This is a genomic window from Acidaminococcus timonensis, assembly GCF_900106585.1.
In the GTDB taxonomy this organism is placed as follows: Bacteria; Bacillota; Negativicutes; order Acidaminococcales; family Acidaminococcaceae; genus Acidaminococcus; species Acidaminococcus timonensis.
In genome coordinates this window covers 305,009-329,116 of record NZ_FNWH01000004.1, presented here as the reverse complement: position 1 = coordinate 329,116, position 24,108 = coordinate 305,009, and the positions used below count along the sequence as shown (strand labels likewise).

The following is a 24,108-nucleotide window of genomic DNA, read 5'->3' as shown; positions in this document are numbered from 1 at the left end:
TGGTTCACATTTTTGCAACACTCTTTTTTACAAAAACGATTTCATTTTTAAAAATGTACAGTTGTTTTATGTAACTTTTTTATAATGTATGTAATGAATAGATTTTTGTCTATTATATAAGAACATTTGTGGGATTTCACAAAAATTGGCATCAAAAAAAAGCCGATGGCAAATCTGCCATCGGCTCCCTGCATCCAGTGATCTGTAACTGAGGGCGTCCTGTCGCCTGTCAGCACTTATAAGTCTTTATACTCCGCATCCCAGTGGACAGCCGCAATGGCCTTCCCGGGATCCTCCACAGGAATCTGGTTCAGCCCTTCTTTCACAGCCTGCCGGATCACCTTTTCTGCCAGGATCCGGGTGAAATTCCCCATTTCCCGCACCGGCGGCAGTACAGCGGCACCCGGTTTGCTGCTATCCACCAGATCAGCCAGGGCATGGGCTGCAGCAGCCAGCATCCCTTTGGAAACCCGTTTGGCCCGGCAGGCGGTAACAGCCAGCCCCATGCCCGGGAACACCAGGGAGTTGTTGGCCTGGCCGATATCGAAGATGGTGTGATGATACACCACTTTCCGGGAGGCCGTACCCGTGGCCACGAAAGCCTTCCCATCGGTCCAGTGCAGCAGATCTTCAGCGCTGGCTTCCGCCAGATCAGCCGGATTGCTCAGCGGGAAGATGATGGGCCGGGGTGTATGGGATGCCATATCTTGGACGATTTCCTTCGTAAAGGCACCGGCAGCGGTGGAAGCCCCCACCAGGATGGTGGGATGGAGTTCATGGACCACAGCAGCCAGGGTATCCAGAGAAGCGGCATCGGCGAATTCGCTGCGTTTCCGGGCAAAAGGTTTCTGCTGAGGAGTCAGGTCGTCCATATCGTCGAACAGCAGACCCTGCTTGTCCACCAGATAGAACCGATTTCTGGCTTCCTGTTCGCTGAGGCCCTGGAGCTTCATTTCCTCAAAGACCTGCTCCACGATCCCCATACCGGAGGTGCCGGCACCGAAGCAGACGAATTTCTGGTCCGTGATCTTCTGTCCGGAGCTTTTCAGGGCCCCCAGGATGGCGGCCAGGGTCACGGCCCCGGTCCCCTCGATATCATCGTTGTACACCGCATATCTGTCTTCATACCGTTTCAGCAGACGGGCTGCATTTTCCCGGCCAAAGTCTTCGAAATGGATATACAGGTGGGGGAACAGTTTTTCCGCCGTTTCGATGAAACGATCCACAAAGGCATCATATCGTTGGTCATTGATCCGTCCATGGTGCAGGCCCAGGTACAGAGGGTCCTGGATCAGGCTTTCCCGGTTGGTGCCGGCATCCAGCACCACGGGCAGCACCTTGGAAGGATCGATGCCGGCGGCTGCCGTATACACCAGGATCTTGCCGGTGGAGATGCTGACCCCATTGGTTCCCCAGTCACCGATTCCCAGGATGCTTTCCCCGTCCGTGACCACGATCAGCTGGATATCCCGGCCGGAAGCCCCGTTCTTCAGGGATTCCTCGATATCGTCCATGGCATCGATGGAAAGATACACCGCATTTTGCGGCGTGGTGAACAGTTCACTGTACTGCTTCACGCTTTCGGCTACCCCGGGAGCGTACAGGACGGGCATGAGTTTTTCCAGATGATGGGAAAACAGGTGGAAGAACAGGGTACGGTTGCGGCTGAACAGTTTCATCAGATAATGGCGCTGCACCATCTTGTTGGGCCGTTCACAGAAATTGTCGTAGGCCTGCTGGTCCTGCAGTTCGATGGTTTCGATCTGGGGCGGCAGGATACCGATCAGGCCGAACTTTTTCCGTTCCTCCCGGGTGAAAGCGGTCCCCTTATTCAAAAAAGGATCATTCAGTAAATCATAGCCTCGTTTCGTCGTTGTCATGGATATCTCTCCTTTACCTGAACCATTCAATGCACTCCAGCAGAAAAAAGGAAGGAGGCCCGGATGGCAGGGCCCCTGCCCGACACAAGAAGTTTGTTTCTGGAATGTATTGTAACGTTCTTTACAGGAAATGTATAATACTTTATTTTCACTGACCCAAACTTTGAGTTATAATTAAAAAAGGAGGGATACCATGAAACTGACCCAGATCGAATACTTCATTGCGGTGTGCGATACCGGCAGCTTTTCCCGAGCCGCCGAAAAATGCCACATCTCCCAGCCGGGCATCTCCAAGGCCATCCGGGAACTGGAGGAAGAATGTGGCGTGGCCCTGTTCCAGCGGAACCGGAACAACATCCAGATGACCCGCCGGGGGCGGATCCTTCTGGACCATGCCCGCCAGTTCCAGAACCAGTACCGGAACCTGTGCCAGGTGATGCACTCCCTGGGCACCGGCAAGGCCCTGATCCGCATCGGCATTGCCACCATGCGGGGAAACACCCTGTTTCCCCAGATCCACGGGGCCTTCCTGAAGACCCATCCCCAGATCACCATCGAAACCGTGGAAGAAACCACCAAGGTCCTGTATGAACTGCTGGACCGGCAGGAAATCGACTTTGCCCTGTGCGTCACCAACCGGCTGCCGGAGGAACCCAGCCACTGCCTGCTGCTGCGGAAAAGCTACCTGAAACTGTTCGTCCGCCAGGATCATCCCCTGGCCCGGAAAGACGCCATCGACCTTACCGAGCTGAAGGACACCCCCCTGGTCATGTTCTCCGACCACTTCGACCAGACGGCCTACATCCGCCACATGTTCGCCCAGAGCGGGGTCCATCCCTGGATCCTGCACCAGACCACCCAGGTGTTCACCATCCTGGAATACATCCGGTCGGAAGGTGCCGCCGGTTTCCTGACCGAGGAAATCGCCCAGCAGGAACCGGACCTGCATCCCATTTCCGTGCGCCAGTTCCGCCCGGCCTATATCACCCTGGACTGGAACAAGGACCTGCACTTCAATCCGGCCATGGAAGAATTCGTCCGTTTCGTCAAAAAAGGCCTGCCGCTTTGATGCGGCAGGCCTTTTTTATGGAATGTCTCATTCCCAGATGGTCTTCATGATGTCTTTGTACCGGGCATCCAGTTCCTTGCTGATCATCTGGAACAGGGCGTACATCATGTTGCCGTCCACATGTTCGTCATGGAAGATCACGCAGGTATCCAGGATCAGGGAATCCTCCTTATCCATGTAGAACTTAAAGGATTTGTAGGTGCTGTTCAGGGTATTCAGCAGGTCCATGAGCGCTGCCTTGTTGGCTTCCTTCAGGGCCTTGGGGGCCAGCAGGATCCGGATGATGCCGAAGGCACTGTCATCCAGTACCACGATCAGCTGCAGAGGCGTGCCGTCCACTGTCAGATGGGACCGGAACACCACCGTATGAAGCGGATCCTTCTCGATGGGATCCACCACAAAGGCTTTGGGATCTTTCTTTTCTACGAATTTCTTGAAGCTTTCTGCTTTCGCATTCAAAACTGCCATTTGTTTTCCTCCTTCAGCGGAATGTTCGCCGCTGCATCTGCTTACAGGATACGGCATCCCGGTTCTTCCGTCAAGTTTTCCACTTATCCACAAGCTTATCCACAAAAACAGGCAGGTTATCCACAATTCCTGTGGATAACTCTGTGGGTAACTCCCAGATATTGTGTAAAAGCCTGTTCACCCCACAATATCCAGTTTCAGTTATCCACTTGTGCACAGGTTATCCACAAGAAAAGGGGGTGTGAAAAATGCTTTTTCACACCCCGTCACTAGTCTCTAGTCTCTAGTCACTAGCCGATGGAAGCCAGCTGACGCTAGCGAAAAAAAAGCGCTGTGAAGGATTTTTTCACAGCGCCTTTTTTCTATTCTTCGTCGCTTACCGTATTCACAATGGCTACGGCTGCCACCTGGTCGCCCGGTTCCAGGTCCATGAGTTTCACGCCCTGAGCGTTGCGTCCATAGGTAGAGATGTCAGAGGCATTCATCCGGATGATGATGCCCGCCGCAGAAATCAGCATGATGTCCTGGGTCTCGTTGATGAACTTGGACCCTACGATCAGACCGGTCCTGCTGGTCACCTTCAGATTGATGATGCCCTTGCCGCCCCGGGTCTGCACCCGGTATTCAGAGATATCGGTCCGCTTTCCCTGGCCCTTGTCGGTGACGGTGAGCACTTCGCCCGTATCGTCCACGCAGCTGTCCATGGAGACCACGCTGTCATGAGGCCGCAGGCTGATACCCCGTACCCCGTGGCTGGTACGGCCCATGGGCCGTACATCGTCTTCCAGGAAATGGATGGCGTACCCATCCCGGGTAGCCAGCAGGATATCGTTGTGGCCACTGGTCAGTTTGACGTCGATCAGTTCTTCTCCCTCGTCCAGGTTGATGGCGATCAGGCCGCCCTTCCGGGCACTCTTGAATTCGCTGACGCTGGTCCGCTTCACGACCCCCATATTGGTGGCCATGAACAGGAACTTCTTCTCGTCTTCGCTGATGCCGCTCTTCACGGCAATCACAGCATTGATCTTTTCGTTTTCCTCCAGAGGCAGCAGGTTGCGGATGAAGGTACCTTTGGCAGTACGGCTGGCTTCGGGGATCTCATACCCCTTCTGCCGGTACACCCGGCCCCGGTTGGTGAAGAACAGGATGTTGTCATGGGTGCTGGCCATGAGCAGGTGTTCAGAGAAGTCTCCCTTCACCTTGTTGTCTTCCTTCACAATCTTGCCGCTGCCAGCCTTGATGCCCCGGCCGCCCCGGTTCTGGTTCCGGAAGTTGGTGAGGGCCTGGCGCTTGATATAGCTCTGATGGCTGATGGTAATCACCACGTCTTCCTCGGCAATCAGATCTTCCGTTTCCAGATCCCCCGTATCCGGTACGATGGAAGTGCGGCGGGCATCCCCGAACCGTTTCTTTTCGTCCAGCAGATCATCCCGTACGATGCCCATGATCTTGTGTTCATCACCCAGTACATCTTCCAGGTAGGCAATGGTGGCCATGACCTCTTTGTATTCGTCCTCGATTTTCTGGCGTTCCAGTCCGGTCAGGCGCTGCAGGCGCATATCCAGGATGGCCTGGGCCTGCCGGTCGCTGAGACCGAATTTGTCCATCAACGCCTTCTTGGCCACGTCGCCGTTGGCACTGGCCCGGATGGTGGCAATGACTTCGTCCAGGTGATCCAGGGCGATTTTCAAGCCCTCCAAAATGTGGGCCCGTTCTTTGGCTTTCTTCAGTTCATACTGGCATTTCCGGGTCACTACATCCTTCTGGTGTTCCAGATAGTATTCCAGGATCTGCTTCAGGTTCAGCACCCGGGGATGGTTGTTCACCAGAGCCAGCATGATGATGCCGAAGGAATCCTGCAGCTGGGTATGCTTGTACAGCTTGTTCAGCATGATTTCCGGCACCACATCGCTGCGCAGCTCGATGACAATGCGCATGCCCTTCCGGTCGGATTCATCCCGCAGGTCGGTGATCCCTTCCAGGGTCTTGTCCTGTACCAGGTGGGCGATGCTCTCGATGAGTTTCGCCTTGTTCACCTGGTAGGGGATCTCGGTGACCACGATCCGGTTCTTGTTCTTGGGCATGGGTTCCACGTGGGTCTTGGCCCGCACCTTCACCACGCCCCGGCCTGTGGTATAAGCCTGGCGGATGCCGGACAGCCCCAGGATCTTGGCACCCGTAGGGAAATCCGGCCCCTTGATGGCTGTCATCAGCTGGTCAATGGTGGCATCCGGATGGTCGATGAGCATGACGCAGGCATCCACCACTTCGCCCAGGTTGTGGGGCGGAATGTTGGTGGCCATGCCCACGGCGATCCCGGCGGATCCATTGATGAGCAGGGCCGGCACCTTGGCCGGCAGCACCGTGGGTTCCTTCAGGGATTCATCGTAGTTGGGGATGAAGTCCACCGTATCCTTTTCGATATCCCGCAGCATTTCCACGGCGATCTTGCCCATCCGCACTTCCGTGTACCGCATGGCAGCCGGAGGATCCCCGTCCACAGAACCGAAGTTCCCGTGGCCGTCCACCATCAGATACCGGGTGGAGAAATCCTGGGCCAGACGCACAATGGCATCGTACACCGAAGAATCCCCATGGGGATGGTATTTACCCAAAACATCGCCCACGATACGGGCGGATTTTTTATAGGCCTTGTTGGGCAGCATCCCTGCCTCGTTCATGGCATAGAGGATGCGTCGATGGACCGGCTTCAGGCCGTCCCGCACATCCGGCAGAGCCCGCTGGACAATGACGCTCATGGCATAGTCGATGTAGCATTTCTGCATCTCGTCTTCTACATAGACGGGAATGACTTTGCCCGCGGTGATGGTCTGCTTGTCGTTTTGCTGATCATCCACGTTCTCACGCTTCCTTCCTGCGCCTCACGGCGCGGTTATTTCAAGAACAGATCGTAGACCTGTTTGCCGATCAGGACCACAGTCACGATCAGATACAGAGTGCGGATGTACCCCACCCCTTTTTTTATGGCAATCTTCGCGCCCAGATGGGCCCCGGCGATCTCCACCAGTCCCATGGGCAGGGCGTAGGCCAGATAGACCCGCCCCAGCAGCAGGAATGCCACCAGCCCGCCCAGGTTGCTGGCCAGGTTCAGGGCTTTGGTGTTGCCGGCTGCCGTCACGAAGTTATAACCGAAATACAAAAATCCGAAGATCAGGAACGAACCTGTCCCCGGTCCGAAAAAGCCATCGTACATGCCCAGGCACCAGGCCATGACGGCGATGCCCACAGCCATGGAACGGGTCATGGTTTCCATGGAGTTGACGCCGCCCCAGTCTTTCTTCCGGTAGGTATTCAGGGCCACACACACCAGGGCGATGACCACGATGTACCGCAGCAGCTGCTCCGGCATCAGGGAGGCGATACAGGCCCCTGCCGCACTGCCGAAGAAGGACAGGGGCATCATCTTCAGGATTTTCCGGTCCACCTTTCCCTCCCGGGCAAAGGTGAAGAAACTGGACACCGCTCCGATGGAGGAAGCCAGCTTATTGGATCCCAGGGCAAAGGGCGTGGGGATTCCGGTGGCCATGAAGGCCGGCAGGGTAATCAGCCCACCACCCCCTACGGCCGCATCGATGAAGGCGCCAATGAACCCAGCCGCCAGAAGAAAAATCAGGTCCTGCAGATGGAATTCCAGCATGGCATTACTCCTTCCAGGTAAAATACAGTCCGGCGGTGCCGGCATGGCTTTCCGCCTCCACAGACGCCTCTGTCTGTTTGTTGCTCACCGCATAGGGATTGGCCTGGGTGAGAGGTGCCTGATCCAGGGGCCAGCGCACCCCGTGGATACTCACAGTGCATTCCGGGGAAAGGGGCAGCAGGCTCACCGCCCGGGGCCGTTTGACCGCTGTGAACCGGGCCCGGGTGCCTGGCAGCAGGTAGCACAGCAGCTCCTGCTGGTCCGCCAGGATCACCGTGCCGCCCCGCCGGGCATAGGCCAGCAGGGTGTACAGGTTGCCGAACAGATGGTCCGCCCGGCCGCCCCAGATGCCCGTCGCCAACACAGGAGGCCCCGGTTCCAGATCCTGGAACACCAGGGACAGATCCGTATCGTCCTTGTTCACCAGGAATGTCCTGGCCCGGGCTCCCCTGCGCAGGAATTCCTCCCAGGCACCCGGGGCGGCACTGTCCCGATCCCCATACAGGAAGCGGGGCAGGATCCCGGCTTTCTTGCAGTGGTCCGCACCCCGGTCGGCAGCAATGACCGTACCCAGCCGGCCCACGGTATGGAGCCACTGGGGATCGGGCCGTCGGCCGCCGGCCACCACAATGAGAGGCGGGCCTGCCGGGGCTGTTTCCTGCTGCAGCTGCAGGGTTCCCTGTGGCAGCTGGAATTCCGCTTTTTCCATGATGGAGCTCCTTAAAAGTCCAGGTTGGTCACTTTTCCGGCGTTTTCTTCGATGAATTTCCGCCGGGGTTCCACTTTATCCCCCATGAGCACGGAGAACACCTGATCGGCGTTGGCCGCATCCTCCAGCTGGACCTGAAGCACGGTACGCTTCGCCGGATCCATGGTGGTTTCCCACAGCTGTTCCGGGTTCATTTCCCCCAGCCCTTTGTACCGCTGTACATAGGGGTTGTTCTGGCGGCCCACTTCGTCCAGCTTTCGCTGAAGTTCCTCATCACTGTAGGCATAGGTATGCTTCTTGCCGGTGCGGATCAGGTACAGGGGCGGCTGGGCGATGAACACGTTGCCGTGCTGGATCAGCGGCCGCATATACCGGTAGAAGAACGTGAGCAGCAGGGTCCGGATGTGGGCACCGTCCACATCCGCATCGGTCATGATGATGATCTTGTCGTACCGGGCCTTGGTGATGTCGAATTCGTCACCGATGCCGCATCCGAAGGCCGTGATCATGGCCCGGATTTCCTGGCTGTTCAGCATCTTGTCCAGGCGGGCTTTTTCCACGTTCAGGATCTTGCCCCGCAGCGGCAGGATGGCCTGGAAGTTCCGGTCACGGCCCTGCTTGGCACTGCCCCCTGCGGAATCCCCTTCCACCAGATAGATTTCTGTTTCAGCCGCATTCTTGCTGGAACAGTCAGCCAGCTTGCCCGGCAGGCTGCTCACTTCCAAAGCAGATTTTCTCCGAGTAAGGTCCCTTGCTTTTCTGGCAGCAGACCGAGCTCGGCTGGCCATGATGGCCTTTTCCACGATTTTTTTGGCCACAGGGGCATTTTCCTCGAAGTATTCGGTCAGGGCGCCGGTAACCATGTTGTCCACGATGCCCCGGACTTCGCTGTTGCCCAGTTTCGTTTTGGTCTGTCCCTCAAACTGGGGTTCCCGCACCTTCAGGCTCATGACGCAGGTCAGGCCTTCCCGCACATCGTCCCCGGACAGATTGTCCTCATTGTCCTTCAGCATGCCGCTTTTCCGGGCATAGTCGTTGATGCACCGGGTCAGGGCCTGTTTCAGGCCGGCCAGATGGGTTCCCCCTTCCTCCGTATTGATGTTGTTCACGAAGGTATAGATGTTTTCCGTGTAGGCGTCCGTATACTGCATGGCCACTTCCACGATGGTATCCTGCCGCTCCCCTTCCACGTAGATGGGTTTCTCATGGAGGGGTTCCTTGCCCTGGTTCACGAATTCCACGAAAGAGATGATGCCACCCTCGTAATGGAAGGTCTCGTCCTGGCCGCTCCGTTCATCGGTGAGCTGGATCTTCACACCCTTGTTCAAAAAGGCCAGTTCCCGGATCCGGTGTTTCAGGGTGTCATAGCTGTACACGGTTTCCGTAAAGATGGTGTCATCCGGCCAGAAGGTGACGCTGGTACCAGTCTCGTTTTCCGGGCATTTCCCCTTCACGTACAAAGGACGGGTGGTCTTCCCTTTGGCGAATTCGATGCCATAGACCTTCCCGTTCTTCTTGACTTCCACCACCATCTTCTTGCTCAGGGCGTTCACGCAGGATACGCCCACCCCATGCAGACCGCCGGAAACCTTGTAGCCCCCGTCGCCGAACTTGCCGCCGGCATGGAGGACGGTCATGACCACTTCGATGGCCGGTTTTCCGGTCTTGTGCATTTCCACCGGGATACCACGGCCGTTATCGGTGACGGTGATGCTGTTGTCGTTGTGGATGGTTACATGGATATGGTCGCAATAACCGGCCAGGGCTTCGTCGATGCTGTTATCGATCACTTCGTACACCAGATGGTGCAGGCCCCGGGCGCTGATGCTGCCGATATACATACTGGGACGTTTCCGCACGGCTTCCAGGCCTTCCAGGACCTGGATCTGATCCGCCCCGTACTCACCGTGGACGGCGATCTCCTCTTCAATTGTCTGTTTCTTCTTTGCCATACAAACCTCCCGAAGCTATCGTCTTTGCAGGGTCTTGCTGGAGATCCCCGACAGAATGATCTTATCCCGGGTCACCACACAGCTGGAGGGCGGGAAGTTCTCGGTCAGGTCGACCACATTCCCCTGTTCCAGTTTGGGTCTCAGGAAAAAACGGTAGATATTCGTCCGCTTGTTCCGGATATCGAAGATCCCGATGATCTCGTCACAGCGGACCACATAATTATTTCCTACGTGCAGGTACATAATAACGGCTCCTCCCGGCCTTTTCCAGGGTGCGTTCCACCAGCTCCGCCGTCAGTTTTTCCGGCGGCACACCGGTATTCACCATCACTGCGAAGGCGATGTCCCGGTCCGTTGCCCGTGGACCCAGGGCCCGGTCCAGAGCCCATTCTTCCAATCTGGCCTTCACGTCAGTAAAGGTTATTTTATCACAATCCACCAGTTTCCGGCAATCTTCGTAGGAAAGCCAGGGCTGTCTGTCCAATTCTTTCCGGATGGCCCGGCGGATTTTCTCCTCTTTTTTTCGCCGGCAGGCAGAACAGATTTTCTCATCCCCGATCAGTGGCACTCCGCACAGAGGACACCGCTTCTCCGGATCCCGCAGCGGCATAAAGGGAGTCTGTTCCAGATCGGGCTGGGGAAGATCCTGGATGATGCCGTGGTAGAACCGGATCTGCTTCACGATCCGTTTCCGTCCCTTCAGTTCCGGCGCCAGTTCCCGGTTGATGGTGCCCAGCAGTTTTCCCTGGAGCATATGGAGCTGGGTGGACCACATGGGATTGTCCGTATGCACATACAGCACCCCGTCCTCCAGCCGGTAAGGCTGGGAATGGCTGGCCGCCGTATGGCCGATGTAATCGGCCCAGTGGACCTTCAGCACATGGAGGAGGAATTCCCTCCGGGCCCGGGGCGTCTTCAGCACCTGCAGCACCAGCAGTTCCGCATCCTTCATGCTTCCGCCTCCAGTCGGCCTTCCCGCACCTGCCAGGCGGCCACATCGCCGCTGACCGGTGCCAGCTGCCGGTCGTTCACCGTCAGGAAGGTCTGAACCGTGCCGTTGATGAAGCCCAGCAGCTTTTCCCGCCGATGAGCATCCAGTTCACTGAGCACATCATCCAGCAGCAGCACCGGGTACTCATCCCGCACCCCACGGATGAACTCCAGTTCGGATAATTTCAGGGCCAGAGCAGCCGTCCGCTGCTGCCCCTGGGACCCGTACGCCTTCAGAGACCGTCCCTGGTGGACAATCTCCAGGTCGTCCCGGTGGGGTCCGATGCTGGTATACCCCCGCAGATAATCCAGCCGGTGCCGCGCCTTGAATTGTTCCTGATAGAAGGACACCCACTCTTCTCTTCCAGGGGTGGTTTCCAGGGGCACCTCGCCCCCGCTTTGTTTCTGTACATAGGACAGCTGCAGGGCCCCATGGGTCCCGGTGATCCCGTCATAGACTTTCTGTGCCGCCTCCCGGATCCCGGAAAGGGCCTGGAGCCTGGCATCCACGATGCCCGCCGCCAGCTGGGAAAGGGCCACATCCCACACGGAAAGCTGTGCTTCCTCCAGATGTTCCCTGTCCCGGCACTGTTTCAGGAACTTGTTCCGCTGCAGCAGCACCCGGTTGTATTTGGCCAACAGGTCGTAATACACCGGGCTGGTCTGGGCGATCTCCATGTTCAGAAACTTTCGGCGCAGGGACGGGTCCCCCTTCACCAGCTGCAGATCGTCCGGAGTAAAGAGCACCAGATTCACCAGCCCGTACTGCTCTTTGGGGCTGACCGCCGTTCCGTTCAGCAGGTTCTCCTTCCTCCGTCGGCCCCGTTCCCGGTACCGCTTTACCAGAAGCCGATTCTCTCCGTACCGGTCCCGGTAATCCAGCTGGGCGGCCCAGTCCTCTGCCCCGAACTGGGGCAGTTCCTCTTCGTGGCGGGTACGGAAGGAAAAGCCCCGGGCCGCCACATAGATTCCCTCCAGGAGATTGGTCTTGCCCTGGGCATTGTCCCCGTAAAAAATGGTGATATCATGCTGCAGCGGCACTTCCAGCTGCTCATAATTCCGGAAGTGCAACAGCCGCAGATTTTCCAGACGCATTAGAAAATAACCCGCACCGGCGTCAGGATATAGGTGTAGGTATCATCCCCTTCCGGCATGAGCCGGGCCGGAGCCAGGGAAGCGTTGGTCTCCATGCTGACCGTATCGCTGCCGCAGTTCTTGAAGAAGTCCATCATGTACCGGGAATTGAAAGCGATGTTCAGGGGCAGTGTGTCACCCACCGTCTGGCAGGCGATGATTTCCTTGCCCTGACCCATGTCGCTGACGGCGGAACTCAGCGTAATGCCGTCGGTATCGATGGCCAGCCGTACGATGTTGTAGTCGGACTGGGAGAACAGGGCCACCCGCTGGATGGCTTTTTCCATATCCACCCGGTTGAAGACCGTCCTGTTGCTGAAGGACGGCGGAATGGGTCTCTTATAATCCGGGAATTTTCCTTCAATCAGGCTTGAAATAATGGTCAAATTACCCACTTTGGCCATGATCTGCCGTCCCTGCAGGGCCAGGGTCACCGGTTCAGGGAGCTCCCCGTTCAGATTGCTGCCGATTTCTTTCAACAGACGAGCCGGGATCAGCATGGAAAATTCACTGTCGTCCCCATTTTCCAGTTCCGCTTCCTTGATGGCCAGACGATGGGTGTTGGTCCCTACGGCGGTCAGGCTCTTTCCCTTCTTTTCCATGTAAACGCCGGTATACAGGGGCCGGCTCATATCCGTGGAGCAGGCATATACCGTGGTGTCGATCAGATTGCCGATGACCTCCTCCGGCAGTTCAAGGATCCGTTCACTGGTAAAAGCCGGGATGGCCGGATATTCTTCCGGGTCCATCAAGGGGATGTGATACTGGCCTCTGGCTTTGGCAGCCGTCAGGGTCATTTCCTTTTCTCCGGCCAGCTGCTGGATGGTCAGCACTTCATCCGCATCGAACTTGGCCAGCAAATCCCCGATGGCTTTGGCCGGGACCAGGATGTCACCATCTTCCATTCCATTGACTTCCAGCTTCATATCCATACTGTAGGTATTATCCATGGCAATCAAACGGAGTTCATTGCCTTTCAGTGTGGTATGGATGCCTGAAAAGATCGGTGCATTGTTGCTTGCTGAGATGGCTCTTTTAACGATATTGACGCTTTGCGCCAACCGTTTGCTTTCACAGGAAAACTGCATGGGAGTACCTCCTTATTTTCTAAACCGGATAATTGATTAAAATTCGTAGTCTTCGTAGTAGGCCCTGTGGGTATGTGGAAAAGTACCGGGACCCTTGAGGGATGCCCTTCAGAGAGGTTGGATAACCCTGTGGATAAGTCTCTTTTTGTTATCCACATATCCACTTTTTCAAGGACTTTTCAGGTTATCCACAGAATTACCAACAAGTTATTCACAAGATTATCCACAACTTGTGGATAACTTACCGGAAAACAGTGGAAACCCGGGGCAGAACGGCTTATTTTTTCAGCTCGTCCGTCAGTTTGGCCAGCTGCCGTTCCAGATTGGCGTCACTTTTCTTGTCGTCGGCGATCTTGTCGCAGGCGTGGAGGACGGTGGTATGATCCCGGCCGCCGAAGCATTCTCCGATCCGGGGCAGGGACAGATCCGTCAGCTCCCGGGTCAGATACATGGCAATCTGCCGGGGATAGGCAATGGAACGGGTGCGCTTTTTGGCTTTCAGGTCATCTACCCGGATCTTGTAGCGGGCGGCCACCAGTTCCATGATGGCTTCCACGGTGATCACCTTATCCACCGAATTGCCCAGATCCAGATCCTTCAGGGCTTTCCGGGCCAGTTCCATGGTCACCGGCTGCTTGGTCAGGCTGGCATAGGCACTGACCTTCGTGTAGGCGCCTTCCAGTTCACGGATGTTGGTCTTTACATTGGTGGCAATCAGCTGGATCACTTCCAGGGGGAAGTCGATATGGTCTTTTTCCGCCATGCTGCGCAAAATGGCGCTGCGGGTTTCAAAGTCCGGATGGTTGATTTCGATGATCAGTCCCTGCATGAACCGGCTGGTCAGCCGTTCCTCCAGGGTGTCCAGTTCCTTGGGCGGCCGGTCGCTGGAGATGATGATCTGCTTGTCCGCCTGCTTCAGGGCCTCGAAGGTGTGGAAGAATTCTTCCTGGGTGGATTCCTTTTTCCGCAGGAACTGGATATCGTCGATGAGCAGCACGTCGATGTTCCGGTATTTGTTCCGGAAGGCTTCGTTGGTGTTGTGCTGGATGGCGCCGATCAGTTCATTGGTGAAGGTTTCACTGGAAATATACAGGATCTTCATTTCCGGATGGTGATCATGGATGTAGTTGCCGATGGCGTTCATCAGATGGGTCTTGCCCAGGCCCGGGTCGCTGTACAGGAAAAGGGGGTTGTAGCTTTTGGCCGGGGCATTGGCCACGCCCATGGAGAAATTGTAGGCTTCTTCGTTGGATTTGCCCCGGATGAAATTGTCAAAGGTGTATTTGGGAGACAGATGGGAATCGAATTTCTGGACCGGTTTGACCGGTTGGGCAGGATCTGTCTTTATGGGCGGTGCAGCCGTTGTTTCCACTTGGACCGGAGTCGGAGGATCCTCTGAAAACAGGTTCTGCTCCTCATTGGTCTGGGGGGTTACAGCCAGTTCGATCTTCATGGGCCTGCCGCAGATCTGGGACAGGCTTTCTTCCATGATCTGCAGGAAACTCTCCTGGATTTTTTCCTTGGTGAATTCATTGGGTACGTTCAGTATCAGGGTATTGTCCGAAAGATCCCGGGGGCGGGTGGGGTTCAGCCAGATTTTCCAGCTGCTGCCTTCACTGCTGGCAGCTACGGCATTCCGGACATCGGCCCAGATCTGGGCAATCGATTTCGTTGTCATTTCCGATCCATCCTTTATCCTTAAAGTATGTACAATTATATCACGAAACAGGGGCCGCCTGTGGAAAAACCTGTGGACAGTGTGGATAACTTTTCTGGAGGAGAGCCGGCAACGGCAGATTTTTTCCGGCTTTCCAGTTATCCACAATACACAGGTTATGCACAGGGAGTTATACACAGGTGTGGATAACTGAGAAAAGAGGGGAGGCCTTACCGGTTGAACAGCCGATCCCAGAAACTCCGGTTCTTCAGGCGCAGGGATTCTTCTTCGGCTGCTTTGGCCCGCTTTTCCAGTTCTTCCATCCGGGTCTGGGCGGCCTGCAGGTTTTCGGCGGCGCTTTCCCGGGCGGCAGTGAGTGCGCCGATCTGCTGTTCTTTCAGACGCAGCAGGGCTTCCTGCTGGTCAGCTTTTTGCTGGGCCGCATCCCGGGCTTTGGCTGCATCCTGCAGTTGCAGTTCCTTTTGTTCCGCCTGGGCCTTGTATTCCAGATACTGGACTTTTTCGCTGGTCAGCAGTTTTGTGGTATTCATTTCAGCAATGAGCTTCTGCTGCACCTTGCCCAGCTGATCCTGGACCGTATTCATCTGGATCAGCAGCACTTTGTTTTCATGGCGCAGCTGTTCCAGTTCTTCATCTTTATTCTGTTCGTAGACGATGACCGGATTTTCCGACCGTTTGCTGTCCAGGAAGCGAACTGCTTCGTCATCCAGCATCAGGAACCGGTTCTGTTTGACCAGATGGCCTTCCAGTTCATCTTCATACCGTTTGATCTGCTTCCGGATGGCTTCGTAGGAAACTCCTTTTTGTTTGGCATAGTCTTTGATGGTGATCATGTGTCATACTCCCTCGATTGAAAATTGAAAACGGATGCTTTGGAACAGGGTGGCTGGAGGATGGATCGCCGCATTTGTATCCAACGGGTGTCCGGCAATGGTTGGACAAGGTTGCCCGGACTCTGTTCCAAAGGTTGTATGACAGTAGTATACCACATCCGGGGGTCCTGTGCATAAGTTTTGCTTCCGAAACGGCTGGAGCCAGTCGGAAAGCCGTTGCAGAGGTTTTCCACAGGCAGAGGGGTTATCCACCAAAAGTTATCCACAGCTGTGGATAACACTGGGGATAAGCAGGTATGGAGCGGGTGGAGGACGAAGAGAGGGTGTGGATAATTTTGGCAGCGTCAGCTGGCTTCCTTTGGCTAGTGACTGTGGACTAGTGACTGATGACTCCACAGGAGGGAGCTTAGCTCCCTCCTGTGGACATGTGGATAATATGGGGGATAAATCCCTGAAAACCGGCTCTTGGTGCCAGCTTGAAGTTTTCCACAGCCATTGGGGTTTTCCACTGGAAGTTATCCACAGGTGTGGATAACTGTGTGGATAATCCCATTCCATGGGGTTTTCCGGGTTGTGGAAACGGTCGGGACCCTGTGGAAAACTCTGTTGCATTCTTTGGAGAGGATGGTGGTGTTGTACCGGGGGCAGGGACAGACATTATAAAGAATTGTAAAATCCATGTAAAAAATGACCGGGAATATTGCAATATGCAACATTCCCGGTCATTTGCGCAATTCCAGGATCAGCGCTTCGATCTCGTTGTTCAGTTCCGGGTCCTTTTCCCGTTCCCGCTGGATTTTTTCACAGGCGTGGATCACCGTGCTGTGGTCCCGGCCCCCGAAACATTCCCCGATTTTCTTCAGGGACAGACCGGCCATTTCCTTGGTCAGGTAGATGGCGATCTGTCGGGGGACGGCCACCCGTTTCGTCCGTTTCTTTTCACTGAGTTCCGACAGGTGCAGTCGGAAGTGATCCGCCACCACCTGCTGGATGGTCTCTACCGTGATGAACCGGGGTGTCTCGATCAGGTTCAGCTCCTTCAGCGCATTGCGGCACAGTTCCAGGGTAATGGGTTCCTGATTTAGACTTGCATAAGCGCAAACACGATTATAAGCTCCCTCTAATTCACGGATATTGCTTGTCACGCTGCTGGCAATGAGAAGGATCACATCCCGGGGGAACAGGATGCTGTCCATATGGGCCTTGTTCTGGAGAATGGCCATCCTTGTCTCCAGATCCGGATGCTGGATGTCGGCGGTGAGGCCGGAATTGAACCGGCTGATCATACGCTCTTCCAGGGTATCCAGCTCTGCCGGAGGTCGGTCGCTGGAAATGATGATCTGTTTGTTGGCCTTTTCCAGGGTGTTGAAGGTGTGGAAGAACTCTTCCTGGGTGGATTCTTTGTTCCGCAGGAACTGGATGTCGTCGATGAGCAGCACGTCGATGCTGCGGTATTTTTCCCGGAAGGCTTCCAGCCGGTTGTGTTCCACGCTCTCGATCAGCTCGTTGGTGAAGGTCTCGCTGGAAATGTACAGGATCTTCATATCCGGATGGGCGGCCAGGATCTGGTTGCCGATGGCATTCATCAGATGGGTCTTGCCCAGGCCGGAATCGCTGAACAGGAAGAAGGGGTTGTAGGCATTGGCCGGGTTGTTTGCCACGGCCATGGCTGCGGCCTTGGCAAACCGGTTGGAGTTGCCCACCACGAAATTGTCGAAGGTATAGCGGGGAGAAAGATTCGTGCGGAAAGGCCGGGGCATCTGGGGTTTGTCAGAACCCTTCTGGGCCGTCTTCTGCGTTCTGGCAGAGCGGGATCCATGGGGGCTGGCAGCGGTCACCGGATCTGCGAACAGATCCATTTCCACCAGTTTCTTGCGGGCCATGGCAGGGCCTCCTTTCCGATTCATGATGGTTCCATTATACCATATGGGGAGGGTGTGTGGATAACTGCAGGGAACAGGAGGCTCCAACAGGCTCCTGATGGGAAAGACGGGGTTTTCCACAGCCTGTGCAGTTTTCCACAGGAAGTTATCCACAGATGTGGATAACTCTGGGGAAAAGTCCGTGGATAAAGGGTGGATGGGATGTTCCCGAACATGCGTTCTGTGGAAAACCGGACGGGTTGCAGGGACGGGAAGAATTTTTTATAATGGAACCACTGATACCACGAAATTCATGAAGGAGGGACATCCATGTCCAAACTGCGCATTGCCATTACGGCCGATACCTATTCCCATGCAACGGAAGTGACGAACCTGGTGAAGGCGCCCTTTGCACCCCGGGGCCTGGTGGAGGTCATTGCCAAATTGGGGGCCATCCCGGTAGTCCTGCCCGATGTCCAGGGCCTGAAAGGGGAGGACTATCTGGATCTGTGTGACGGGCTGATCATTCCCGGAGGTCCGGACGTGGATCCCACCCTGTTCGGAGAGGAACCCCGCTGGAAAGTGGGGGGTGCCAACTACAAGCGGGATGTGTTTGAACTGGACCTGTTCCGGGCTTTTTATCAGGCCGGCAAGCCCATCTTCGGTATCTGCCGGGGCTGCCAGCTGATCAACATCGCCCTGGGGGGAACGGTGTACCAGGATCTCCAGAGCGAGGATCCCCACTGCACCATCCGCCATTCCCAGGGAGCGGACGGCCGGTATCCCACCCACCATGTGACCCTGACACCGGGCAGCAGCCTGTACGGGACCCTGGGGGCCAGGGCCTATGTGAATTCCCGGCATCACCAGGCCATCCACAAGGTGGCAGAGGCCTTGGAAGTAACGGCGGTGGCTCCCGACGGGGTTAAGGAAAGTGTGGAGAGCCATGACCATGAGCAGGTGGTGGCCGTCCAGTGGCATCCGGAAAATATGTGGCAGGAACATCCGGAAATGGAAAGGCTGTTTGCGGATTTTCTGGAACGGGTGGAAAAGGCGAGAAAATAAGAACGACCGAAGATAAAAATGAAAATCCGTCATACAAGGATTGTATAGAGGTTGTTTGGAAAGAAAAACTTTACAAAGATAGGGAAGTCTGGTATAATTCTCTCTATCTGATGCGGGCATAGTTCATTGGTAGAATGAAAGCTTCCCAAGCTTTAGAGGTGGGTTCGATTCCCATTGCCCGCTCCACTGAAAAGGGTAAGGACTGCGAAAGCAGTCCTTTTTTGTTGCCTGTATCCCTTTGATTTATGATATAATATCACTTTATAAAATATCGTTTATTTGGGTTTGAAATGGGAGGAAATTATGGCGGAATACAACTTACTGCAGAAAAAGATCCTGGCGGACGGGACCATCAAAAGCGGCGACGTGCTGAAGGTGGACAGCTTCCTGAACCACCAGATCGATGTCTCCTTCATCAGCAAGCTGGGGGAGGAATTCTATGAACTGTTCAAGGATCGGCCCATCAACAAGATCCTGACCATCGAGGCGTCCGGCATCGGGATTGCCTGCCTGACCGCCATCCACTTCCGGGTACCTGTACTGTTTGCCAAGAAGAGTGCCGGCAGCAATATGGATAGGGAAGTGTACAGCACGGAAATCAAATCCTTCACCCACAACAAGGTGAACCATGTGGTCGTTTCCAAGAAATACCTGAATGCCGGGGATCATGTCCTGATCATCGACGACTTCCTGGCCAACGGCTGCGCCGTGGAAGGGCTCATCGACCTGGTACACCAGGCCGGCGCCGAGGTGGAAGGCGTGGGCATCGCCATTGAAAAAGGCTTCCAGGGCGGCGGGGATGCCCTGCGGAAAAAGGGCTATGACGTAAAAAGCCTGGCCATCATCGAGAAGATGGATGCCGAGACCGGCACCATTGTGTTCCGGTAAGGGAGGCACCATGGAAGACCAAAGCAGACAGGAACCACAGAAGGGGGCCTTCACAGATCCCATTTATCGGTTTGACGGGCAGATCAGCCTGAAAAAGGCCATTCCCTTCGGACTGCAGCATGTGCTGGCCATGTTCGTGGCCAACATCGCACCCATCCTGATTGTCACCGGGGCCGTAAAAATGCCGACGGAACAGGCCGCGGCCCTGATCCAGGCGGCCATGATCATGGCTGGAGTGGGATCCCTGTTCCAGATGTTCCCGGTGGGGCCTCTGGGCAGCCGGCTTCCCATCATCATGGGGATCAGCTTCACCTTTGTTTCCACCTTCTGTGTCATCGGAGCCAAATACGGATATGGCGCCATCCTGGGGGCGGCCCTGGTGGGTGGCTGCCTGGAAGGGTGCCTGGGGCTCATTGCCCGCTGGTGGCGCCGGTTCATTCCGCCCATCGTCTCCGCCAGCGTGGTGACCTCCATCGGGTTCTCCCTGCTGGGCATTGGAGCCAACTCTTTCGGGGGCGGTTTCGGCAATCCCCATTTCGGGGAGGCACCCTACATGATCGTGGGGACGGTGACCCTGCTGTCCTGCCTGATTTTCAACATCAAGGCCAAAAGCTTCTATAAACAGCTGTCGGTGCTGTTCGGGCTGATCGTGGGTTACATCACCGCTTTCTTCTTCGGTATGGTGGATCTGAGCAAAATCAGTTCTGCCGGGCTGTTCTCTCTGCCCACACCCATGCCCTACGCCTTGGAATTCCATCCGGATGCCATTTTCTCCGTGTTCCTGATTTTCCTGGTTTCGGCCACGGAAACCCTGGGAGATACATCGGCCCTGACGGTGATGGGCTTCGGCCGGAACGCCACCGATAAGGAAATCGAAGGGTCCATCGGAGTGGACGGATTCATCAGTGCCCTGTCCTCTCTGTTCGGATGCCTGCCCATTACGTCCTTCAGCCAGAACGTGGGACTGATCGCCATGACCCATGTGGTGAACCGGAAGGCGGTAGCCAGCGGGGCAGCCATTATGATCCTGGCCGGGCTGTTCCCGGTGCTGGGTGTGATCCTGGCATCCCTGCCGGAAGCGGTGCTGGGGGGCTGCACCCTCATGATGTTCGGGTCCATTGTGGTCAGCGGCGTGCGGATGCTGGGAGGCTGCGGTTACAGCCAGCGGAATATGACCATTGCGGCCCTGAGCCTGTCCATCGGCATCGGATTCACCCAGAATCCGGCCATCTTCAAGATCTTCCCGGATCTGATGAAAAGCGTATTTGCCGAGAACTGCGTGGCCGTGGTATTCGTGGTGGCCGTGCTGCTGAACGTCATCCTGCCGGATACGCTGGAAATCAAATAAAAAAGGGAGCCATGCTGCCTCATCTTTTGACCGTACGGGCCTTTCGTCCCGTTTCTGGCCAGGGGCAGCCAGCGGAAGTCGATAAGGGGCTGTGAAGAAATGAGAATCCATTTCTTCACAGCCCCTTATCGTTTTTCTGTTCATGCAACCGGGATTTTTGCCGGGAGAGGACTTCCAAAAAAGTCATTGAATTTAACAAAAAACAACAAAACAACCGTTATACAACCATCATTTTATTTCAAAACAACCTTATGCAACTCGAAAATTTCCAGAAAAGACACGGGTTTGTCTGGAACCGGGTCCTTCTTATGATATAATATTTTCTATAGATATTTTAGGACAAGGAGACACAAAATCCATGAAAAAAATACTCTTTCTGACCACGGGCGGGACCATTGCCTGTACCGTGAGTGATGACGGGCTGGAACCCACCCTGAAAGGGGCCGATATCCTGAAGGCCGTACCGGAACTGCATACCCTGGGGGATATCACGGTCAAAGATCTGGTCCTTCTGGACAGCAGTAACCTGGAACCGGCCAACTGGAGCGCCTGGGCCCGTCTGATCGGGGATCACTACAGTGACTATGATGCCTTTGTCCTGACCCATGGGACGGATACCATGGCCTATACCTCCAGCGCCCTGAGCCGGATGCTGATCAATCTGGGGAAACCGGTGGTGCTTACGGGAGCCCAGGTACCCCTCAGTATGACCAACAGCGATGCCCGGAGCAACCTGGAACTGGCTTTTTCCGTGGCAGCCAGCGGCCTGCCCGGTGTCTTCATTGCGTTCGGCAATAAAGTTATCAAGGGGGACTGTGCCAAGAAGATTTTCACCCGCAACCCCAACGCCTTTGAAAGTGTGAACGAATCCCCTGTACTGTATTTCGGCAAGGGTGGGGTGAAGAAGAACCTGCCCAGCCGGGAAAATGTAGGCGGTTTCCGGGTGGAAGAAAAAATGGAACCCATGGTCATGGCCATCACCATGACGCCGGGTCTGAAGCCGGATATCATCGACTATGCCGTCCAGAGAGGGTACAAGGGGCTGGTGCTGGAATGTTACGGTGCCGGCGGCGTGAACACGGACCGGCTGAACATCCTGCCGGCCATCCGGCGGGCCATCAAGGCCGGGGTGCGGGTGATCTGCGTCAGCCAGTGTCTGTTTGACGGGGTGGACCTGTCTCTGTATCCCATGGGGATCCTGGCGGCCCAGGCCGGGGTGGAATCCGGCGGCCCCATGACCCTGGAGGCGGCGGTGACGAAGCTCATGTGGAGCCTGGCCAACGAGCCCCAGACCAAGGACGAATCCAAATAAAAGGAGAGGATGGACCATGGGCACGGACTACAAACAACTGGTGACCCATTTCTTCAATGCCTGGCAGCGGGAAAAGAACCAGAAGATCAAAATCTGTCTGTTCGGCCAGCCGGGGGCGGGTAAAAGCTCTCTGATCAATGAGCTGGCAGGGCAGCGGGTGGCCCATGTGAGCCAGGCTACGGATACCACCCGGCAGGCCCAGATCGTGGAATGTCAGGATGTGATCTATGTGGATCTGCCCGGGTATGATACCAGCCTGTTCCCGGAGAACGCATTTTTCAGCGCCTTCAATCCCCTGCAGTACGACCTGTTCCTGTGCGTGTTTGCCGGCAAGCTGCACCAGGCGGACGTGGACTTCTTCGGGAAGATCGCCCGCACCGGGCGGGTGTGCCTGTTTGTGCGGAATAAGGCGGATGGGTTGTATGATCCTTCCTGCAGCCGGGAGATGCTGGAACAGAGGATCATTGCGGACGTCCATTCTCTGGTGGGACCCCGGGAACAGGTGGTGTTCACCAGCTGCCGCCGGAACCAGCCGGCTACCCAGCGGGGCATTCCGGAACTGGAGCGGGCCATGGGGAACCTGCTGCCTGAGGCCCAGCGCAGCCGGTTTTTCCGCCATGCCAAGGCCTATACGGAAGAGGCCCTGGACCTGAAACGGAAAGCCGCGGAAAAATCCCTGAAACGGTTCCTGGTACTGGCGGCGGCCAACGGACTGAACCCGGTGATCGGGATGGACGCCGCCATCGACAGCCAGATCCTGAAGAGCCTGTACAAGGCCATCCGGGAAGCCTTCGGCGTCAGCGAAAAGGAAGTCTTGCCTGCCGGACCGGCTTCCCAGGCGGTGAAAAAGCTGGCGGAAGGGGTCACCGGCGAACGGGTGACCAAAGGGCTGACCTACCTGCTGAAGAAACGGGCCACGGGCAAAGCGGCCAAATTGATCCCGGTGGTGGGCGGTATGACGGTCATGGGCTTCAATGCCGGCAGCCTGTATTTTTTGGGAGAGAAGTACATTGACCAGTGTTATGCGTATGCGCTGGAGCGGCTCCAGGCAGAGATCCAGATGGGGGAAGTATGACCAGAGACGGTAGAGCCATTCAAGAACAACTGAACAAACTGGATGAGGAAAATGTGACCATTGTGCTGTTCGGCCAGCCCGGTTCCGGCAAATCCAGCCTGATCAACGCCATTTGTGGCCGGGAGGCGGCTCCGGTGGGGGTGGAGACGGATACCACCCGGGAACCTCTCCTGGTGGAGCATGGGGATGCCACCTTTATCGATCTGCCGGGATATGGAACGAAATCCTTTCCGTGGAACGAGTTTGCTGACAAATTCCATATTTTTCAATATGATCTGTTCCTGTGTGTGTTTTCCGACAAGCTGCACCAGGGGGATACGGAACTGTTCAAACAGCTGACGGCCAAAGGGAAACCCTGCATTTTTGTCCGGAACAAGACGGACCTGATTTATGAAGAGGACAAAAGCCTGGAAGAGAGCGAGGAGACCATCCGGCAGGATGTGGAAAAACAGCTGGGCCGGAAGGATTTCCAGCTGGTGTTCGTCTGTGCCCGGAAGGACTGCACATCCGGCCTGGATGCGTTGAATGATGCCATCATCCGGAAGATGCCGGAGGCCCGCCGGGAAAAGTACATCCTGACGGCGGAGGCCCGGACCAAAGAACAGCTGGATGCCAAACGATTGGCTGCCCAGAGTTACGTACGCCGGAGCTGCACCTACGCGGCTTACAATGGTGTGAACCCTATCATCGGGGTGGATGCGGCGGTGGATCTCCTGATCCTGTACCAGATGTATGGCTGCATCCGGGAAGCCTTCGGCATCACCCCGGAGGTGATCCACAGCAGCCGGAAGGTATCCCTGAAGGACAAGGCCCTGGTGCTGGGGGGGATGAGCAAGGAAGGTATCAAGATGATTGTCAAGAACTTGGGCCGGCGCTTTGCCGCCCGAAGTTTCCTGAAGGCGGTACCGGTGGTGGGCCAGGCGGCTTCCGCCCTGCTGGGATACCAGCTGGTCCGCCAGTCCGGGCTGCAGTACATTGACGCCTGCTACGACCTGGCCCGGGAACGGCTGCTGGAGGAGCTGGACGCCAAACGGAAATAGTTATACAACCCGTGTCCGGCAACGCTTGTACAACGGTTGGATAAGGCAAGTGGTTAGAA

20 protein-coding genes and 1 tRNA gene are annotated in these 24,108 nt (G+C 56.0%); 8 read left to right on the top strand and 13 right to left on the bottom strand.

Going from position 1 to position 24,108, the window contains the following annotated elements; all coding sequences use genetic code 11:
• Nucleotides 1-236 precede the first annotated feature (236 nt).
• Nucleotides 237-1,880, bottom strand: coding sequence for an NAD-dependent malic enzyme (gene maeA / locus BQ5462_RS01865; RefSeq protein WP_071141738.1), 1,644 nt, complete (start codon nt 1,878-1,880; stop codon nt 237-239).
• Nucleotides 1,881-2,073: 193 nt separating this feature from the next.
• On the opposite strand from maeA, the gene BQ5462_RS01860 reads away from it, so the two are divergent.
• Nucleotides 2,074-2,949, top strand: coding sequence for a LysR family transcriptional regulator (locus BQ5462_RS01860; protein WP_071141737.1), 876 nt, complete (start codon nt 2,074-2,076; stop codon nt 2,947-2,949).
• 27 nt (nt 2,950-2,976) lie between these two features.
• Here the strand turns inward: BQ5462_RS01860 and BQ5462_RS01855 are convergent, their stop codons facing one another.
• The 12 genes from BQ5462_RS01855 to dnaA (BQ5462_RS01800) form a co-directional block, all read right to left on the bottom strand.
• On the bottom strand, nt 2,977-3,417 hold the full coding sequence (locus BQ5462_RS01855; RefSeq protein ID WP_083378029.1) for a YbjN domain-containing protein: 441 nt from the start codon (nt 3,415-3,417) through the stop codon (nt 2,977-2,979).
• A 362-nt stretch (nt 3,418-3,779) separates the two neighbouring features.
• Nucleotides 3,780-6,275: a DNA gyrase subunit A gene (gyrA, locus tag BQ5462_RS01850; RefSeq protein ID WP_071141736.1), complete on the bottom strand. Its 2,496-nt coding sequence runs from the start codon at nt 6,273-6,275 to the stop codon at nt 3,780-3,782.
• A gap of 35 nt (nt 6,276-6,310) precedes the next feature.
• Complete coding sequence (locus tag BQ5462_RS01845; protein WP_071141735.1) at nt 6,311-7,075, bottom strand: sulfite exporter TauE/SafE family protein; 765 nt, start codon at nt 7,073-7,075, stop codon at nt 6,311-6,313.
• Nucleotides 7,076-7,079: 4 nt separating this feature from the next.
• Entirely contained in the window at nt 7,080-7,784 is a 705-nt protein-coding gene (locus tag BQ5462_RS01840; RefSeq protein WP_071141734.1) for a thiamine diphosphokinase, read from the bottom strand.
• Between the two features lie 11 nt (nt 7,785-7,795).
• On the bottom strand, nt 7,796-9,736 hold the full coding sequence (gyrB, locus tag BQ5462_RS01835) for a DNA topoisomerase (ATP-hydrolyzing) subunit B (RefSeq protein WP_071141733.1): 1,941 nt from the start codon (nt 9,734-9,736) through the stop codon (nt 7,796-7,798).
• 15 nt (nt 9,737-9,751) lie between these two features.
• On the bottom strand, nt 9,752-9,979 hold the full coding sequence (gene remB / locus BQ5462_RS01830; protein ID WP_071141771.1) for an extracellular matrix regulator RemB: 228 nt from the start codon (nt 9,977-9,979) through the stop codon (nt 9,752-9,754).
• Nucleotides 9,957-10,688: a DciA family protein gene (locus tag BQ5462_RS01825; protein WP_071141732.1), complete on the bottom strand. Its 732-nt coding sequence runs from the start codon at nt 10,686-10,688 to the stop codon at nt 9,957-9,959. The genes remB and BQ5462_RS01825 overlap by 23 nt, the downstream gene beginning before the upstream one ends.
• Nucleotides 10,685-11,821: a DNA replication/repair protein RecF gene (gene recF / locus BQ5462_RS01820; protein ID WP_071141731.1), complete on the bottom strand. Its 1,137-nt coding sequence runs from the start codon at nt 11,819-11,821 to the stop codon at nt 10,685-10,687. Before recF ends, BQ5462_RS01825 begins: the two co-directional genes overlap by 4 nt.
• The gene (gene dnaN / locus BQ5462_RS01815) at nt 11,821-12,948 is read right to left on the bottom strand and encodes a DNA polymerase III subunit beta (RefSeq protein ID WP_071141730.1); all 1,128 of its coding nucleotides are present in this window, start codon (nt 12,946-12,948) and stop codon (nt 11,821-11,823) included. Before dnaN ends, recF begins: the two co-directional genes overlap by 1 nt.
• A gap of 277 nt (nt 12,949-13,225) precedes the next feature.
• Nucleotides 13,226-14,626 (bottom strand): chromosomal replication initiator protein DnaA, encoded by a 1,401-nt coding sequence (gene dnaA, locus BQ5462_RS01810; protein ID WP_071141729.1) that lies wholly within the window; start codon nt 14,624-14,626, stop codon nt 13,226-13,228.
• Between the two features lie 209 nt (nt 14,627-14,835).
• Nucleotides 14,836-15,459, bottom strand: coding sequence for a hypothetical protein (locus BQ5462_RS01805; protein WP_071141728.1), 624 nt, complete (start codon nt 15,457-15,459; stop codon nt 14,836-14,838).
• A gap of 722 nt (nt 15,460-16,181) precedes the next feature.
• Complete coding sequence (dnaA, locus tag BQ5462_RS01800; protein WP_071141727.1) at nt 16,182-17,342, bottom strand: chromosomal replication initiator protein DnaA; 1,161 nt, start codon at nt 17,340-17,342, stop codon at nt 16,182-16,184.
• Between the two features lie 309 nt (nt 17,343-17,651).
• Here dnaA (BQ5462_RS01800) and BQ5462_RS01795 point away from each other — a divergent pair, with 309 nt between their 5' ends.
• From BQ5462_RS01795 to BQ5462_RS01765, 7 genes are all read left to right on the top strand, one after another.
• The gene (locus BQ5462_RS01795; RefSeq protein WP_071141726.1) at nt 17,652-18,386 is read left to right on the top strand and encodes a gamma-glutamyl-gamma-aminobutyrate hydrolase family protein; all 735 of its coding nucleotides are present in this window, start codon (nt 17,652-17,654) and stop codon (nt 18,384-18,386) included.
• A 112-nt stretch (nt 18,387-18,498) separates the two neighbouring features.
• A tRNA-Gly gene (locus tag BQ5462_RS01790) sits at nt 18,499-18,572 on the top strand.
• A 117-nt stretch (nt 18,573-18,689) separates the two neighbouring features.
• Nucleotides 18,690-19,274 carry a xanthine phosphoribosyltransferase gene (locus BQ5462_RS01785; RefSeq protein WP_071141725.1) on the top strand — a complete coding sequence of 195 codons (585 nt, stop codon included), beginning with the start codon at nt 18,690-18,692 and terminating at the stop codon, nt 19,272-19,274.
• 10 nt (nt 19,275-19,284) lie between these two features.
• Nucleotides 19,285-20,622: a uracil-xanthine permease family protein gene (locus tag BQ5462_RS01780; protein WP_071141724.1), complete on the top strand. Its 1,338-nt coding sequence runs from the start codon at nt 19,285-19,287 to the stop codon at nt 20,620-20,622.
• 358 nt (nt 20,623-20,980) lie between these two features.
• Complete coding sequence (locus tag BQ5462_RS01775) at nt 20,981-21,934, top strand: asparaginase (protein ID WP_143037996.1); 954 nt, start codon at nt 20,981-20,983, stop codon at nt 21,932-21,934.
• Nucleotides 21,935-21,950: 16 nt separating this feature from the next.
• Complete coding sequence (locus BQ5462_RS01770) at nt 21,951-23,009, top strand: GTPase (RefSeq protein WP_071141722.1); 1,059 nt, start codon at nt 21,951-21,953, stop codon at nt 23,007-23,009.
• Nucleotides 23,006-24,049 (top strand): GTPase family protein, encoded by a 1,044-nt coding sequence (locus BQ5462_RS01765; protein ID WP_071141721.1) that lies wholly within the window; start codon nt 23,006-23,008, stop codon nt 24,047-24,049. The genes BQ5462_RS01770 and BQ5462_RS01765 overlap by 4 nt, the downstream gene beginning before the upstream one ends.
• Nucleotides 24,050-24,108: the final 59 nt, after the last annotated feature.